Raw genomic sequence first — 14,891 nt, 5'->3', positions numbered from 1 at the left:
TGACCGGGCGGCGACGTCAGGCGCTGCCGCGCTGGTCAGGCCGGTGGTCGCCGCAGCTCGTCAGCGGGCGCGGGGACGACTGCACGGCACTGTTGCTCCAGCGGACGGCCGGTACCTCTCACGGGGTACGTCAGCGCCGCTCCCGGGGCACGTCCATCACCGAGCAGACCACCTGCCAGACCTCCTTGGCGTCCCAGCCGGCCGCCAGGGCCTCGTGCACCGTGCGCCCGCCGAGCTCGGACATGACGTGGTCGCGCGCGAACATCTCGGCGTAACCAGGACCGAAGTGCTCCGCCATCCGCTGCCAGAAGACCGTCAACCGCATGAACCCAGTATCCCGCCCCTGAGGGTGGGCCTGGGCGGGGACCGCCTGCCGGCACCGGTTCGCGCCCTACGGTCTGACCCATGGCCGATACAGGAGCTACCGAATTCCCCCCGGCGCCCTCGCCGCACAGTCCCGTCACGCGCGCGGAGCGTTTCGTCTGGCTCACCGCGCGCGTGCTCGAGCAGCGCCGCTTCGCCCACCACTTCCGAGGCGCCGCCGCCGACCCGGTGGAAACCGCCCTGGACGCCTACCGCAACGAGGACGGCGGGTACGGCCACGCGCTGGAGCCGGATCTGCGCGGCCCGGTCAGCCAGCCGTTGCACACCGCGCACGCGCTGCGTGTCCTGGACGCCGTCGGGCGCTGTGCCGGCCAGCGCGTGGAACGCGTGTGCCGCTATCTCACGTCGGTCTCCACCGCGGACGGCGCCCTCCCGGCGATCCACCCCAGTCAGCGCGACTACCCCACGGCGCCTTTCGTGCCGGTGGTGGACGATCCGCCCAGCGACCTTCTGGCGACCGGGCCGGTGGTGGGGCTGCTGCACCGCAACGAGGTGTGGCACGCCTGGCTCTTCCGGGCCACGGACTTCTGCTGGCGGGTGGCCGAGTCCCTTGAGACGTCGCATCCGTACGAGATCGAGGCCGCCGTGGCCTTCCTGGACTCGGCTCCTGACCGCCCGCGCGCGCAGGCGGCCGCCGACCGTCTCGGCCGTCTGGTCCGAGAGCATCGCCTCGCGGCCCTGGAGCCCGACGACCTCGACGCGTATCCGGTGTCCCCCGGCTACGCCCCGGGGGAGCACCACTTCCCGTACGACTACGCGCGCACGCCGCGCTCACTCGCGCGCGCGTGGTTCACGGACGACGAGATGGCCCGCTCCCTGGACCACCTCGCGGCCCAGCAGCAGGAGGACGGCGGCTGGCCCGTCCGGTGGCGCCGCTGGGCCCCGGCACCCGCTCTGGAGGCCCGCCCGCTGGTGACGATCGAAGCCCTGCGCGTGCTCCGCGCGTACGGCCGCGCTGTCGACTGATCATCCCGGCCGTCGCCCGCTGCTGACCCCGCCCCGCCGTCGACTGATCACCCCGCCCCGATGGCCCGCACCCCGGCGGTCACCACCACGGCCACAGCCACGACGAGCAGGAACGGGGCGCGCAGCAGCAGCGCCACGGCCGCTGCGGCGAGCCCGGCGGCCCGTGCGTCCAGCACCAGCGTCCGGCCGTCGGCGAAGGTCTGCTGGGCTGTGAGGGCCGCGAGCAGCGCGACGGGCAGCAGCGCGGCGAGACGCTTGACGAGGGGCCGCTCCAGGGCCCCCGCGGGCACCAGGAGCCCGGCCAGCTTGACGGCGTAGCAGCCGAGGGCGGTCGCTCCGATCGCGATCCAGACGTTCATCGCGCGTCTCCCTGTCCCATGCGGCGCCGGCCGTCCGCCCAGAGCACGACCGGCGCCGCCAGCGCGGCCAGCAGCACCGGTACCCCGGCGGGCAGCACGGGCAGCAGCGCGAGTCCCAGCAGCACGGCGAGCGCGGCGACGGCCCGCTCGGTGCCGGTCTTCAGCATCGGCGCGAGCAGCGCCAGGAACACCGCGGGCCCGGCGGCGTCCAGGCCCCACGCGTCCGTGTCCCCGATGGCCTCGGCTCCCAGGGCACCGAGCAGCGTGGTGAGGTTCCACAGGACGTACAGGCACAGGCCGGTCACCACGAACCCGAGCCGTGCGGTGCGGCGCGTGGGCTGGGCGAGCGCGACGGCGGCGGTCTCGTCGATCACCCACTGGGCGGCGAACGGCCGCACCGCGCGCGGGAGGGCGAGCAGCTGCGACAGACGCAAACCGTAGAAGGAGTTCCGTACACCCAGGAAGAAGGCTCCGGCGGCGGCGGTGAACGGGCTGCCTCCGGCGGCGAGAGCCCCCACCAGGGCGAACTGGGACGCGCCGGTGAACACCAGAAGGCTGAGCGCGCACGTCTGCAGCAGCGTCAGTCCGCCGCCTGCCGAGGTCACTCCGAAGGCGAACCCGGACAGCCCGACGGCCACCCCGACCCCCAGGGCGTCGCGTACGACGGCCCGGTCCGTCTTCACACCGATGTCTGCGTCTTCGAGAACTGTCCGATCTGCCACGCCCCGCACGCTACGGGCGCCGGCTACCGCGGGTCTTGTACGTTCTTGCGCTCCCGCTGGTACGCCCCAGGAGGCACACCGACCATTCGGCTGAAGTGCCGGTTCAGGTGGGGCTGGTCGGTGAAGCCGACGGTCACGGCGGCCTCGGAGGGGGTCGACCCGATGTCCAGCAGCTGTCGTGCCCGGCGCACGCGCGCGTCCGTGAGCCAGGCGTGCGGTGGCATGCCGTAGGTGTCCCGGAAGGCCCGCAGCAGGGCGAACGGGCTGGTCCCCAGATCGGCGGCCAGCCGCTCCAGGGTCGGCGGCTGTGCCATGCGGTCCACCAGCACGCCACGCGCGCGTGCCGCGAGCCGGGCTCCCGCGGTGCGCACCTCCCGCCGCGGTATGGGTCCGCCGTTCAGCCGCAGCAGCCTGGTCACCGCCACCCGCAGCAGTGTGTCGGCGGCCAGCGCGTTGCCCTCGTCGGCGGCGCGCAGCACCTGGTGCACGAGCCCCACGGCGTAGGGGTCGTCCATCACCGGGCTGACAAATCCCGGCGTGCCGCGCAGTGTCGTCGTCTCGGCCGCGATCTCCGCCACGACGTCGACCGGCGGGTACACGGCTCCGTACCGCCACCCCTCGGGAACCCCGGCCCGCCCGGTGTGCGGCGTATCGGGATTGACCAGGGCGAGGGCCCCGGCGCCCGCGTACTGGTCGCCCCCTCCGTGGTGGAAGACCTCCACCCCGTCGGCGATGGCGGCGATCACGAAGTTCTCGTGCGTGTGCCGCACGAACGTCTTGCGCACGTACCGGGCCCGCAGCAGATCGACCCCGGGCAGCTCGTCGTACTGCCAGTGGCGTGCGCGCTCGTTCATACGACCATTGTCCGCGGCGGCGAACGCCGGAGCACACCCCCCGAGACCCGGCGGCGCCGCCCCCACCCCAGCCCGGCGCACAGGCCGGGCCACCACCCGCCTCACCCCCGGCGGCACGGGGCTGCGCGGCCCCGTTGTCAGTGGCGAGGTGCACGATGGACGCATGCCCAGCAAAGCGCACCGAGCCCTGGACGGCTTCTCACCCGCGACCCGCGCCTGGTTCACGGGTGCCTTCTCCGCGCCCACCTCGGCCCAGGCCGGTGCGTGGCAGGCCATCCACGAGGGCTCGGACGTGCTGGTCGTCGCCCCCACCGGGTCCGGAAAGACCCTGGCGGCCTTCCTGGCCGCCCTGGATCAGCTGGCCTCGACGCCTCCCCCGGCCGACCCCAAGAAGCGCTGCCGCGTCCTGTACGTCTCCCCGCTGAAGGCGCTGGCGGTGGACGTGGAGCGCAATCTGCGCAGCCCGCTGACCGGCATCCGCCAGGAGTCCGTGCGTCTCGGCCTGCCCGAGCCCGAGGTCAAGGTGGGCATCCGCTCCGGCGACACCCCGGCCGCCGAGCGCCGCGCACTGTCCACCCGCCCGCCGGACATCCTGATCACGACGCCCGAGTCGCTGTTCCTGATGCTGACCTCGGCCACCCGTGACGCCCTGACCGGCATCGACACGGTGATCCTCGACGAGGTGCACGCGGTCGCCGGTACCAAGCGCGGCGCCCATCTCGCGCTCTCCCTGGAGCGGCTGGACGACCTCCTGCCGAAGCCGGCCCGCCGCATCGGCCTCTCCGCGACGGTCCGTCCGGTGGACGAGGTGGCCCGGTTCCTCTCGCCGCGCCGCAAGGTGGAGATCGTCCAGCCGGAGTCGGGCAAGGAGTTCGACCTGTCCGTGGTCGTCCCGGTCGAGGACCTGGGCGAGCTGGGCGGCTCCCCGGTGGCGGACGGCCAGGAGGGCGCCGAGCGGCCGTCCATCTGGCCCCACGTGGAGGAGCGGATCGCCGACCTCGTCCAGTCCCACCGCTCCACGATCGTCTTCGCGAACTCCCGCCGCCTCGCGGAGCGCCTCTGCAACCGCCTGAACGAGATCGCGTACGAGCGGGCCACCGGCGAGCCGCTCGACGAGCACCACTCGCCCGCCGAGCTGATGGGTGGTTCGGGAGCGGCACAAGGCGCCCCCCAGGTCATCGCCCGCGCCCACCACGGGTCGGTGTCCAAGGAGCAGCGGTCCCTGGTGGAGGAGGACCTCAAGGCGGGGCGCCTGCCCGCGGTGGTCGCGACGTCCAGTCTCGAGCTGGGCATCGACATGGGCGCGGTGGACCTGGTGGTACAGGTCGAGTCGCCGCCCTCCGTCGCCTCGGGCCTGCAGCGGGTGGGCCGGGCGGGGCACCAGGTGGGCGCGGTCTCCACCGGTGTGGTCTTCCCGAAGTACCGCGGTGACCTGGTGCAGGCCGCGGTGGTCACCGAGCGCATGCGCACCGGTTCCATCGAGTCCCTCAGGGTCCCCGCCAACCCCCTGGACGTCCTGGCCCAGCAGGTGGTCGCCATGACGGCCCTGGACTCGTGGCAGTTCGACGACCTCCTGGCCGCCGTGCGCCGGGCCGCCCCCTTCGCGTCGCTGCCCGAATCGGCCTTCACGGCGGTCCTCGACATGCTGGCCGGCCGCTATCCGTCGGACGCGTTCGCGGAGCTGCGCCCGCGCGTGGTGTGGGACCGGGTCACCGGGGAGATCACCGGCCGCCCCGGCGCGCAGCGGCTCGCCGTCACCTCCGGGGGCACGATCCCCGACCGCGGTCTCTTCGGCGTCTTCCTCGCGGGCTCCGACCCCAAGAAGGGCGGCGGCCGGGTCGGTGAGCTCGACGAGGAGATGGTCTACGAGTCCCGCGTGGGCGATGTCTTCACGCTCGGCACCAGTTCCTGGCGCATCGAGGACATCACCCGCGACCGTGTCCTGGTCTCCCCGGCTCCGGGCGTGCCGGGGAGGCTGCCCTTCTGGAAGGGCGACCAGCTGGGCCGCCCGCTGGAACTGGGCCGGGCGGTGGGCGCGTTCCTGCGCGAGGTCGGCTCGCTGCCCAAGGACGACGCCCGCCTCCGGCTCCTCGCCGCCGGCCTGGACGCGTGGGCCGCGGACAACGTGCTCTCCTACCTGGACGAGCAGCGTGAGGCCTGCGGCCACATCCCGGACGACCGGACGATCGTCGTGGAGCGCTTCCGTGACGAGCTCGGCGACTGGCGCGTGGTCGTGCACTCCCCCTTCGGCGCCCAGGTGCACGCCCCCTGGGCACTCGCGCTCGGCGCCAAGCTCTCCGAGCGGTACGGCATGGACGCGCAGGTCATGCATGCCGACGACGGCATCGTGCTGCGCCTGCCGGACGCCGACCTCATGGGCCTGGACCTGCTGGACCAGGAGCCGGTGAAGATGGGCCGGGAGTACGACGCGGAGCAGGCGCCGGTCGGCGCGGCGGACGTCGTCTTCGACAAGGGCGAGGTCGATCAGGTCGTCACCGACCAGGTGGGCAGCTCCGCCTTGTTCGCCTCCCGGTTCCGCGAGTGCGCCGCCCGCGCGCTGTTGCTGCCGCGCCGCAATCCCGGCCGTCGCACCCCGCTGTGGCAGCAGCGCCAGCGCGCCTCGCAGCTGCTGCAGGTGGCCAGCGAGTTCGGCTCGTTCCCGATCGTCCTGGAGGCGATCCGCGAGTGCCTCCAGGACGTCTTCGACGTGCCGGGGCTCGTCGAGCTGATGGGCGACCTGGAGTCGCGCAAGGTCCGCCTGGTCGAGGTCACCACACCCGAACCCTCCCCCTTCGCGCGCTCCCTCCTCTTCGGCTACGTCGCCCAGTTCCTGTACGAGGGTGACTCCCCGCTGGCCGAGCGCCGCGCCGCCGCCCTGTCGCTGGACTCGCGACTGCTGGCCGAGCTGCTGGGCCAGGCGGAGCTGCGCGAGCTGCTCGACGCGGAGGTGCTGACCGAGCTGGAGCAGGAGCTCCAGTGGCGCACCGAGGACCGCCGCGTCAAGGACGCCGAGGGTGTCGCGGACCTCCTGCGCATCCTCGGCCCGCTCACCGACGCGGAGCTGGCCGAGCGGGGCGCCGAACCGCGGTGGGCCCAGGACCTGGCGGGCACCCGCAGGGCCATCCGGGTCCGGATCGCGGGCAGGGATCACTGGGCGGCGATCGAGGACGCGGGCCGCCTGCGCGACGCCCTGGGCACCGCATTGCCGGTCGGCGTCCCGGAAGCCTTCACCGAGCCGGTCAAGGACCCGCTCGGCGACCTCCTCGCGCGGTACGCCCGCACCCACGGACCGTTCACCTCGGCCACGGCAGCGGCCCGTTTCGGCCTGGGCGTGGCCGTCACCGAGGGCGCCCTCCAACGGCTCTCGGCAGCGGGACGAGTCGTCCAGGGCGAGTTCCACCCCGCCGGGATCGGCCAGGAGTGGTGCGACGCCGCCGTACTGCGCAGACTGCGCCGCCGCTCCCTGGCCGCCCTGCGCCATGAGCTGGAGCCGGTCCCTCCGCCCGCGCTCGCCCAGTTCCTCCCCCAGTGGCAGCACATCGGAAAGGGCCACTCCCTGCGCGGCATCGACGGCCTGGTCCGCGCCATCGAGCAGGTGCAGGGCGCGTCCGTACCCGCCTCCGCCCTGGAGAAGCTGGTGCTGCCCTCCCGCGTCGCGAACTACACCCCGGCCATGCTGGACGAGCTGACCACGGCCGGAGAGGTGGTCTGGGCCGGGGCGGGCTCGCTCCCCGGCAAGGACGGCTGGATCTCCCTCTACCTGGCGGACGCGGCCCCCCTGCTCCTGCCGCCCCCGCACCCGCTGGAGCTGACCGCCCTGCACCAGTCCGTCCTGGACACCCTCTCCGGCGGCTACGGCCTGTTCTTCCGGCAGATCGCCGACCAGGTCCGCGCCACCACCCACCCCGAGGCAGGCGATCCCCAACTGGCCGACGCCCTCTGGGACCTGGCGTGGTCCGGCCGTCTGACCAACGACACGCTGACACCCTTGCGCTCCCTGCTCGGCTCGGGCCGCACCGCGGGCTCCACGGCCCACCGCGCCAAGCGCTCGATGCCGCGCGGCCGCTACGGCTCCCTGACCGCCGCCGCCCGCAGCGCGTCCCGCTCCGGTCCGCCGACGGTCGCGGGCCGCTGGTCCCTGCTCCCGGCTCACGAACCGGACCCCACCCTGCGGGCCCACGCCCTGGCCCGCACCTTGCTCGACCGACACGGCGTCGTCACCAGAGGCGCGGTCGCGGCGGAGGGCGTCGAGGGCGGCTTCTCGGCGACGTATCGCGTCCTGTCGGTGTTCGAGGAGAGCGGCCAGGCCCGCCGGGGCTATGTGGTGGAGGGCCTCGGCGCCGCGCAGTTCGCGATGGACGGCGCGGTGGACCGGCTGCGCGCGGTGTCCAACGCCCGCGACCGGGGCCAGGACCTGCCCGGCCCGCCTCCCGGCTCCGAACCCGGCCCGTTCCCCGCCCACGACCGCGCCGGCCGGGAGGACTCGGCCCACGAACTCACCGGCCCGGAGGACTCGGCCCACGGCTTCGCAGGCCCGGACGACTCCGCTCCCTCCCATGACCACACCGGCGACCCCGGTTTCGGCCCCGACGGCTCCCCCGACCTGGACGCCTCCTTCGCCACCCCCGGTCCGTCCCGGGACGAGTGGGTCTCGCCCCTCGACCGCCCGCAGGCCGCCCCGCCGTGGCAGAACGGCGGGCGCGCGGCGTACGACCAGGGCTTCGCGGGCCGCCGCATCCGCCCCGACGGCGCGTCCAGGGCCATCGTCCTCGCCGCCGCCGACCCGGCGAACGCCTACGGCGCCGCTTTGGCGTGGCCCGAGCCGCCGACCGGCGCCGGGCACAAGCCGGGCCGTAAAGCGGGCTCCCTGGTGGTGCTCGTCGACGGTGAGCTGACGCTCTACATGGAGCGCGGCGGCAAGACCCTGCTGGCCTGGCCGGCCGACCCGGACGGCGAGGTCAGCACCGACGCCCGTCTGGGCAGTGCTGCCGAAGCCCTCGCAGCGGCCGCCCGTGCGGGTTCGCTCGGCACGGTCACGGTCGAGCGCGTCAACGGCGCACAAGCCCTGACCTCCCCCATCGGCACCCTCCTGGAAGGAGTGGGCTTCATCGCGACCCCCAGAGGGCTCCGCCTACGCGCATGACGACCACCTGCGCACGACCTGCCGGGCCACGACCACCGGCGCACGGCCGCCCCGCCGCGACCACCCCCGCCACGACCCCTCACGCGCGACCATCCAGCCCACAGCCGCCCCCACCCCGGGCACGCCCCACCCGTGCCACCCTTGACCCATGCCCGAAGGTGACACGGTCTGGCAGGCCGCGAGGCGGTTGCACGACGCCCTCGCGGGCAAGGTGCTGACCCGCAGCGACCTCAGGGTGCCCCGCTTCGCCACGGCCGATCTCACGGGACGCACGGTGCTGGACGTCACCCCGCGCGGCAAGCACCTCCTCACCCGTATCGAGGGCGGGCTGACCCTCCACTCCCACCTGCGGATGGACGGCTCCTGGAAGATCTACGGAAACGGCCAGCGCTGGAGCGGCGGCCCGGGCCACCAGATCCGCGCGATCCTCGGCAACCCCGACCGCACAGCCGTCGGCTACCGTCTCCCCGTCCTGGAACTTCTGCGCACGAGCGACGAGCACCGCGCGGTCGGCCACCTCGGTCCCGATCTCCTGGGCCCGGACTGGGACCCCGACCGTGCCCTCGCCAACGTCCTCCAGGACCCCGCCCGCGAGCTCGGCGAGGCCCTGCTCGACCAGCGCAACCTCGCCGGTGTCGGCAATGTCTACAAGAGCGAGATCTGCTTCCTCCTCGGCGTCACCCCCTGGCTCCCGGCCGGCGACCTGCCCCCCGACCGCGCCGCGAAGCTGCCGTGGCTCGCCAAGAAGCTGCTGGAGGCCAACCGCGACCGCCCCATCCGCAGCACCACGGGCCGCCGCGGCCAGGACCTCTTCGTCTACGGCCGCGCCCCGCGCCCCTGTCTGCGCTGCCGCACCTCGATCCGCGTCGCCGACCAGGGCGACGGCTCCCGCGAACGCCCGACCTACTGGTGCCCCACCTGCCAGCCCGGCCCCGCCCCCACCCCGACCCGGCGCCGCCGCACCAGTTAACGCCCCGTGCCGGCACGGCCGCAGGAGTTGACGCCCCCTGCCGGCGCCGCCCCACCGAATGACGCCCCATCCCAGCACCGCCGCACGAGTTGACGCCCCGTGCCGGCACCGCCCCACCAAATGGCGCCCACCCGGCAACGACGCACCAATTGACGCCCCGTCAGAAACGCTCGTACTTTCCTCGTATGCCCCTCACGGCGTACGACCTCAGCGGCCGCACCGCGTTCGTCACCGGCGCAGCCAGCGGCATCGGCCGCGCCTCGGCGCTGCTGCTCGCCGAGGCGGGCGCGACGGTGCACTGCGCGGACCGTGACGCCGAGGGCCTGCACGAGACGGCGACCCTGATCAAGAACGGCGGCGGCACCGCCCGCACCCACACCCTGGACGTCACCGACCGGGCCGGGCTGAGACAGGCCCTCGGCACCTGTGGGCGCCTGGACGCCCTGGCCGCGGTCGCCGGGATCATGCACAGCAGCCCGGTGCTGGAGACCCGGGACGAGGACCTCGACCGGGTGCTGAACATCAACTTCAAGGGGGTCCTGTACGCGTGCCAGGAGGCGGCCCGCCTGATGATCGCCCGCGGCACCCCCGGCAGCATCGTCACCATGGCCTCGGGAGCCGTCGACACGGGCAGCCCCGGACTGCTCTGCTACGGCGCGGCCAAGGCGGCGGTGGTCCAGCTGACGAAGACCCTCGCGACGGAGGTCGGTCGCTACGGCATCCGCGTCAACGCGGTCGCCCCAGGCTGGATCCGCACCCCCATGACCGACCGGCACGACAGCGAGGCCCAGGCGCACACGGAGTCCGCCATGGCCCGCCGGTCACCCCTGGGCCGTGTGGGAGAGCCGGAGGACATCGCGCATGCCGTCCTGCACCTGGCGTCCGACGCCTCGGCCTTCACCACGGGCCAGATCATCCGCCCGAACGGGGGCGTGGCGATGCCGTGGTGACAGCGCCCCCGCGCGCCCCGGCCGTCCGGCCCCCGCGCACCCCGGCCGTCCAGACCCTCCGCCATCGCCCGGCCCCCACGACTCCGCGCGCCTGCCCCTTGGGCACGCAGTGCACGGGCAGCACACTCAGCCCCCAGCCCCCGGCCGCGACCGCGGCCTCCAGCGCCCCGGCCCCGGGTGCGGCCACCATTCGCAGCACGGCCCAGCACCACAGCGCACCCAGCCCGAGCGCGGCCCCACGCACCCCCCAGCGCGCTATCCCCGCCATGACGGCCACCTCCAGCCGACTCCCGCGCAACGCAGCCGTTCGCGCCGAGCGGTGGAGACACCCCCGCCCGGCCCGTGACCCGCTGCGGGGCCCTGGACCGGGACAGGGCCGGCGCCCTTCTCCGTCACCCGTTCTCGGCCTGGAACATCCAGTGGTGCTTCTCCAGGGCCGCGGTGATACCGATGAAGATGTCCTGGCTCACCGGATCCGGCTCCCCGGTCGACTCGACCCGCTCCCGCATCCGTGCGATCACCGCGCCGAGAGCCTCGACGAGTGTGCCCACGGCGGTGGTGTCGTCGACCCATCCTTCGGGGGTCACCCCGATCCCGCTGCCGACGGCCACGGTGGCGGCTCGCCCGTCAGGGGAGATCCCGAGAGCCGCGGCGCGCTCGGCCACGGTGTCGGAGTACGTGCGCGCGGTGTCGACGACCTCGTCGAGCTGGAGGTGCACGGAACGGAAGCGCGGCCCCACCACGTTCCAGTGGATCTGCTTCGCCACCAGGGCGAGATCCACCAGATCGACGAGGGCACCTTGCAGTGCCTCGGACACGGTCTTCAGGTTCGCGTCCGACAACGGGCTCTTCACGACGTACATCCGCACCTCCGAGGACTGCCCCCGCCATCCCCTCAACGATGACCGCCGCACGCCGCACCGGCAAACGGACAGAAATCGGGCACCATGCGAGCGAGCGGAAGGACGGGGCGGCCCTGGTCGGCCCTCAGGGAAGCGAAAACCCCGGGCGGCACCCCTCCGGATCTCCCGGAGAGGCCCGGCCGGGGCCTGGTGTCATGCCGTGCGAGCGCAGAGCCTCACGCGGCGACGACGTCCACCGCTTCGGCGGGCGCCTTGATGGTCACCCGTTCCGGTGGCACACCAGTCACCGAGACGGAGCCCAGCATCGGGCGAACCGCCGCGGGTACAGGCTCGCTGGGGGTGGCCGCAGCAGACTGGGCCAGCTCGGCGAGGGCGAGCTCGTCGCTCACTTCCCGCATGAGCTCGGACATCCGTACGTCCAGCGCGTCGCAGATGGCGGAGAGCAGCTCGGAGGAAGCCTCCTTCTGCCCCCGCTCCACCTCGGAGAGATAGCCGAGTGAGACTCGGGCGGACGAGGAGACTTCGCGCAGAGTACGGCCCTGGCGCTGGCGCTGCCGACGCAGCACGTCACCCAGCAGGCGACGGAGCAGAATCATCGGTGGCTCCCTCCTCGGACCGCGTAGCCGCATCCATTACGCCCCACCGTACCGCCTTGCGCCGCGGCCGTGCGGGGAGCGATGTCGTGTTCACTCAGGGCTGCAAACATCAAAACCCCCCGTTCCGTTCCGTATCCTGTGCCCGCTCATTCCCAGTCTGTTCGCCCGCAAGCTCCTTCAGGAGCAGTGCGAGTACGCTCCGTACACTCTCTCTACGAATTTCCGCGCGGTCGCCGTTCAACCGCAGAGCCTCCACTTTTCCGCCGCCGGCAGAACCGGAATCGGCGCCGACGGGCCCGTCCACGGCGACGAAGACCGTGCCGACGGCCTGCCCGTCCTGTGGGTCGGGGCCGGCGACTCCGGTGGTCGCGATGCCCCAGTCGGTGCCGAGCGCCTTGCGCACACCCACGGCCATCTCGGCCGCGACCTGCGGATCCACCGCTCCACGCGCCGCCAGCAGAGTGGCGTCGACATCGAGCAGGGCGTGCTTCAGGTCGGTGGCGTAGGCGGTCACGGAGCCCCGGAAGACCTTGGACGCCCCGGGGACGGATGTGATCTCCGCCGCAACGAGGCCACCGGTCAGCGACTCCGCGACGGCGAGCGTCTCGCCCTTCACCGTGAGTAGTCGCACCACGTCGGTGGCCGTGGAACTCACGCTTCCTTCTCCTCCAACGCGGCCTTGCGCTCGGCGATTCCCTGCCTGCGCAGCACAATGGCCTGTTTCACATAGTCGAGGCCGGTCGCCACGGTCAGCACGACCGCCGCGGCCATCACCCACCACCTCAGAGTGGCCAGCCACCCCGTCAGCGCCAGCACGTACATGCCCACGGCCACGCCCTGGGTGAGGGTCTTCAGCTTGCCCCCGCGGCTGGCGGGGATGACGCCGTACCGGATGACCCAGAAACGCAGCAGGGTGACGCCGAGTTCCCGGCCGAGGATGACGCCGGTCACCCACCAGGGCAGATCACCGAGCGCGGACAGACAGATCAGCGCCGCCCCCATGATCGCCTTGTCGGCGATGGGGTCGGCGATCTTCCCGAAGTCCGTGACCAGGTTGTAGGTGCGCGCCAGATGCCCGTCGAACAGGTCGGTGATCATGGCGATGGCGAAGGCCGCCCAGGCCAGGGAGCGCCAGGCCGGGTCGTAGCCGCCGTCGGCGAGCATCAGTGCGACGAAGGCCGGTACGAGGACCAGCCGGAGCATGGTCAGGAGGTTGGCGATGTTCCAGACGCTGGCCTGGTTGACGGCCGCGGCGGCGATCTTCGCACCCCGCGGGGTCCGTCCGTCGTCCGGTGCGTCCGGTCCCGCGTGCTCGCCGGGGACGGTCTCATCGGCCACGGCCGACTCGGACTCGCCCGGCCGCGCGCCGGGCCCCGCCCCGCGCGCTCCGCCCTCGGCCGACCGCGCGGCCGCCGTGCCCGCGACCTTACCTGGAGCCGCGGTGGGCGCGGCAGCGGCCGCACCCGCCGCCCTCCGCGCGCCGGAGGCGCCTCCCGCCGCGGATGCCGGGACACCGGTCATCTGCCCGCCTCCTCACTCCACGCAGGCGAAGCGAACGAGCCCTCCAGCGGCTCGGCCACCAGGTCGACACCCTCCGTGCCGACCACCTTCGCCTCGACCATACGGCCGACCCGCAGCCCCGCGCCGCTCGTGAGCAGCACCTGGCCGTCCGTCTCGGGCGCCTGGTGCTCCGCGCGGCCGTAGACGCCCTCCTCGTCGACGGACTCGACGAGGACCCGCACGCTCTGGCCGACGCGCTCCTCGGCCCGCTGCGAGACGAGTTCCTCGGCCAGGCGCGAGATGTGGGCCAGACGCTCGGCGACGACGTCCTCGTCGAGCTTGGCGTCGTAGGTGGCCGCCTCGGTGCCCTCCTCGTCGGAGTAGCCGAAGACGCCGATCGCGTCCAGCCGCGCGCCGTTCAGGAATCGCTCCAGCTCGGCGAGGTCGGCCTCGCTCTCGCCGGGGAAGCCGACGATGAAGTTGGAGCGCACACCGGCCTCGGGCGCCTTGCTGCGGATGGTGTCGAGCAGCTCCAGGAAGCGGTCGGTGTCGCCGAAGCGGCGCATCGCGCGCAGCACGCCGGGAGCGGAGTGCTGGAAGGACAGGTCGAAGTAGGGCGCGATCTTCGGCGTGGAGGTGAGCACGTCGATGAGGCCGGGCCGCATCTCGGCCGGCTGGAGGTAGCTGACCCGCACGCGCTCGAGGCCGTCGACCTCGGCGAGCTCGGGCAGCAGCGACTCCAGCAGGCGGATGTCGCCGAGGTCCTTGCCGTAGGAGGTGTTGTTCTCGGAGACCAGCATGATCTCCTTCACGCCCTGCTCGGCCAGCCAGCGCGTCTCGTTCAGCACGTCGCTCGGGCGGCGGGAGATGAAGGAGCCGCGGAAGGAGGGGATGGCGCAGAAGGAGCAGCGGCGGTCGCAGCCGGAGGCGAGCTTCACGGAAGCGACCGGGGAGCCGTCCAGGCGGCGGCGCAGGGGTGCGCGGGGGCCGGAGGCCGGAGCGAGGCCCTCCGGGAGGTCCGCCGGTGCGACGGCGGGCTCGACCGGGCCGTGCCCGGGCAGCGCGACGTCGGCGGCCGACTCCTGACGCTCCGCCGGGCTGATCGGCAGCAGCTTGCGCCGGTCGCGCGGGGTGTGCGAGGCGTGGATGCCGCCGTTGAGGATGGTCTGGAGGCGGTCCGAGATGTCCGAGTAGTCGTCGAAGCCGAGCACGCCGTCGGCCTCGGGGAGGGCTTCGGCCAGCTCCTTGCCGTACCGCTCGGCCATGCAGCCCACCGCCACGACGGCCTGGGTTCTGCCGTGCCCCTTGAGGTCGTTGGCCTCCAGGAGGGCGTCGACGGAGTCCTTCTTGGCGGCTTCGACGAAGCCGCAGGTGTTCACGACGGCGACGTCCGCTTGCTCGGCGTCCTCCACGAGCTGCCAGCCGTCCGCCTCCAAACGGCCTGCGAGCTCCTCCGAGTCCACCTCGTTACGGGCGCAGCCAAGGGTGACGAGTGCGACGGTACGGCGTTCAGGCATGGGCTCAAGACTACTTCGTCCCGCTGACACCCCACGTCGACGGGGTTGGCCGTTTCCCGGCCAACCC

General features: G+C 73.4%; 14 protein-coding genes. 4 read left to right on the top strand and 10 right to left on the bottom strand.

The features are described from left to right. Positions 1–130 precede the first annotated feature (130 nt). Positions 131–325, bottom strand: coding sequence for a DUF3046 domain-containing protein (locus ACFZDE_RS32965; protein WP_030853368.1), 195 nt, complete (start codon positions 323–325; stop codon positions 131–133). An 80-nt stretch (positions 326–405) separates the two neighbouring features. Between ACFZDE_RS32965 and ACFZDE_RS32960 the strand changes: the two genes are divergently transcribed. Then, positions 406–1,350: a hypothetical protein gene (locus tag ACFZDE_RS32960; protein ID WP_391206242.1), complete on the top strand. Its 945-nt coding sequence runs from the start codon at positions 406–408 to the stop codon at positions 1,348–1,350. 47 nt (positions 1,351–1,397) lie between these two features. On the opposite strand, the gene ACFZDE_RS32955 is transcribed toward ACFZDE_RS32960, so the two are convergent. From ACFZDE_RS32955 to ACFZDE_RS32945, 3 genes are read right to left on the bottom strand one after another with little or no spacing between them, the layout of a single operon-like run. Beyond that, positions 1,398–1,709: an AzlD domain-containing protein gene (locus tag ACFZDE_RS32955; RefSeq protein ID WP_390994887.1), complete on the bottom strand. Its 312-nt coding sequence runs from the start codon at positions 1,707–1,709 to the stop codon at positions 1,398–1,400. Then, on the bottom strand, positions 1,706–2,431 hold the full coding sequence (locus tag ACFZDE_RS32950) for an AzlC family ABC transporter permease (RefSeq protein WP_391206239.1): 726 nt from the start codon (positions 2,429–2,431) through the stop codon (positions 1,706–1,708). The genes ACFZDE_RS32955 and ACFZDE_RS32950 overlap by 4 nt, the downstream gene beginning before the upstream one ends. A gap of 23 nt (positions 2,432–2,454) precedes the next feature. Further along, on the bottom strand, positions 2,455–3,285 hold the full coding sequence (locus ACFZDE_RS32945) for an AraC family ligand binding domain-containing protein (RefSeq protein ID WP_391206234.1): 831 nt from the start codon (positions 3,283–3,285) through the stop codon (positions 2,455–2,457). 163 nt (positions 3,286–3,448) lie between these two features. On the opposite strand from ACFZDE_RS32945, the gene ACFZDE_RS32940 reads away from it, so the two are divergent. From ACFZDE_RS32940 to ACFZDE_RS32930, 3 genes are all read left to right on the top strand, one after another. After that, positions 3,449–8,428, top strand: coding sequence for an ATP-dependent helicase (locus tag ACFZDE_RS32940; protein ID WP_391206231.1), 4,980 nt, complete (start codon positions 3,449–3,451; stop codon positions 8,426–8,428). Positions 8,429–8,576: 148 nt separating this feature from the next. Then, entirely contained in the window at positions 8,577–9,398 is an 822-nt protein-coding gene (locus ACFZDE_RS32935) for a DNA-formamidopyrimidine glycosylase family protein (RefSeq protein ID WP_391206227.1), read from the top strand. A 185-nt stretch (positions 9,399–9,583) separates the two neighbouring features. After that, positions 9,584–10,348, top strand: coding sequence for an SDR family oxidoreductase (locus ACFZDE_RS32930; protein WP_391206223.1), 765 nt, complete (start codon positions 9,584–9,586; stop codon positions 10,346–10,348). On the opposite strand, the gene ACFZDE_RS32925 is transcribed toward ACFZDE_RS32930, so the two are convergent. The 6 genes from ACFZDE_RS32925 to rimO form a co-directional block, all read right to left on the bottom strand. Continuing rightward, the gene (locus tag ACFZDE_RS32925) at positions 10,311–10,616 is read right to left on the bottom strand and encodes a hypothetical protein (protein ID WP_391206220.1); all 306 of its coding nucleotides are present in this window, start codon (positions 10,614–10,616) and stop codon (positions 10,311–10,313) included. The two genes, ACFZDE_RS32930 and ACFZDE_RS32925, sit on opposite strands and share 38 nt — an antisense overlap. Before the next feature lie 124 nt (positions 10,617–10,740). Next, positions 10,741–11,211, bottom strand: coding sequence for a ferritin-like domain-containing protein (locus ACFZDE_RS32920; RefSeq protein WP_390994903.1), 471 nt, complete (start codon positions 11,209–11,211; stop codon positions 10,741–10,743). A 215-nt stretch (positions 11,212–11,426) separates the two neighbouring features. After that, positions 11,427–11,807, bottom strand: coding sequence for a helix-turn-helix domain-containing protein (locus ACFZDE_RS32915; protein WP_185013744.1), 381 nt, complete (start codon positions 11,805–11,807; stop codon positions 11,427–11,429). A gap of 109 nt (positions 11,808–11,916) precedes the next feature. After that, positions 11,917–12,462: a nicotinamide-nucleotide amidohydrolase family protein gene (locus tag ACFZDE_RS32910; protein WP_390994906.1), complete on the bottom strand. Its 546-nt coding sequence runs from the start codon at positions 12,460–12,462 to the stop codon at positions 11,917–11,919. After that, the gene (gene pgsA, locus ACFZDE_RS32905) at positions 12,459–13,328 is read right to left on the bottom strand and encodes a CDP-diacylglycerol--glycerol-3-phosphate 3-phosphatidyltransferase (RefSeq protein WP_390994909.1); all 870 of its coding nucleotides are present in this window, start codon (positions 13,326–13,328) and stop codon (positions 12,459–12,461) included. The genes ACFZDE_RS32910 and pgsA overlap by 4 nt, the downstream gene beginning before the upstream one ends. Further along, positions 13,325–14,824, bottom strand: a complete 1,500-nt coding sequence (rimO, locus tag ACFZDE_RS32900; RefSeq protein WP_391206217.1) for a 30S ribosomal protein S12 methylthiotransferase RimO — start codon at positions 14,822–14,824, stop codon at positions 13,325–13,327. The genes pgsA and rimO overlap by 4 nt, the downstream gene beginning before the upstream one ends. Positions 14,825–14,891: the final 67 nt, after the last annotated feature.

The sequence above is a fragment of the Streptomyces sp. NPDC007929 genome (assembly GCF_042959065.1).
Classification (GTDB): Bacteria; Actinomycetota; Actinomycetes; order Streptomycetales; family Streptomycetaceae; genus Streptomyces.
The sequence above is the reverse complement of the archived record's forward strand: the minus strand, read 5'-3'. Positions and strand labels throughout refer to the sequence as shown.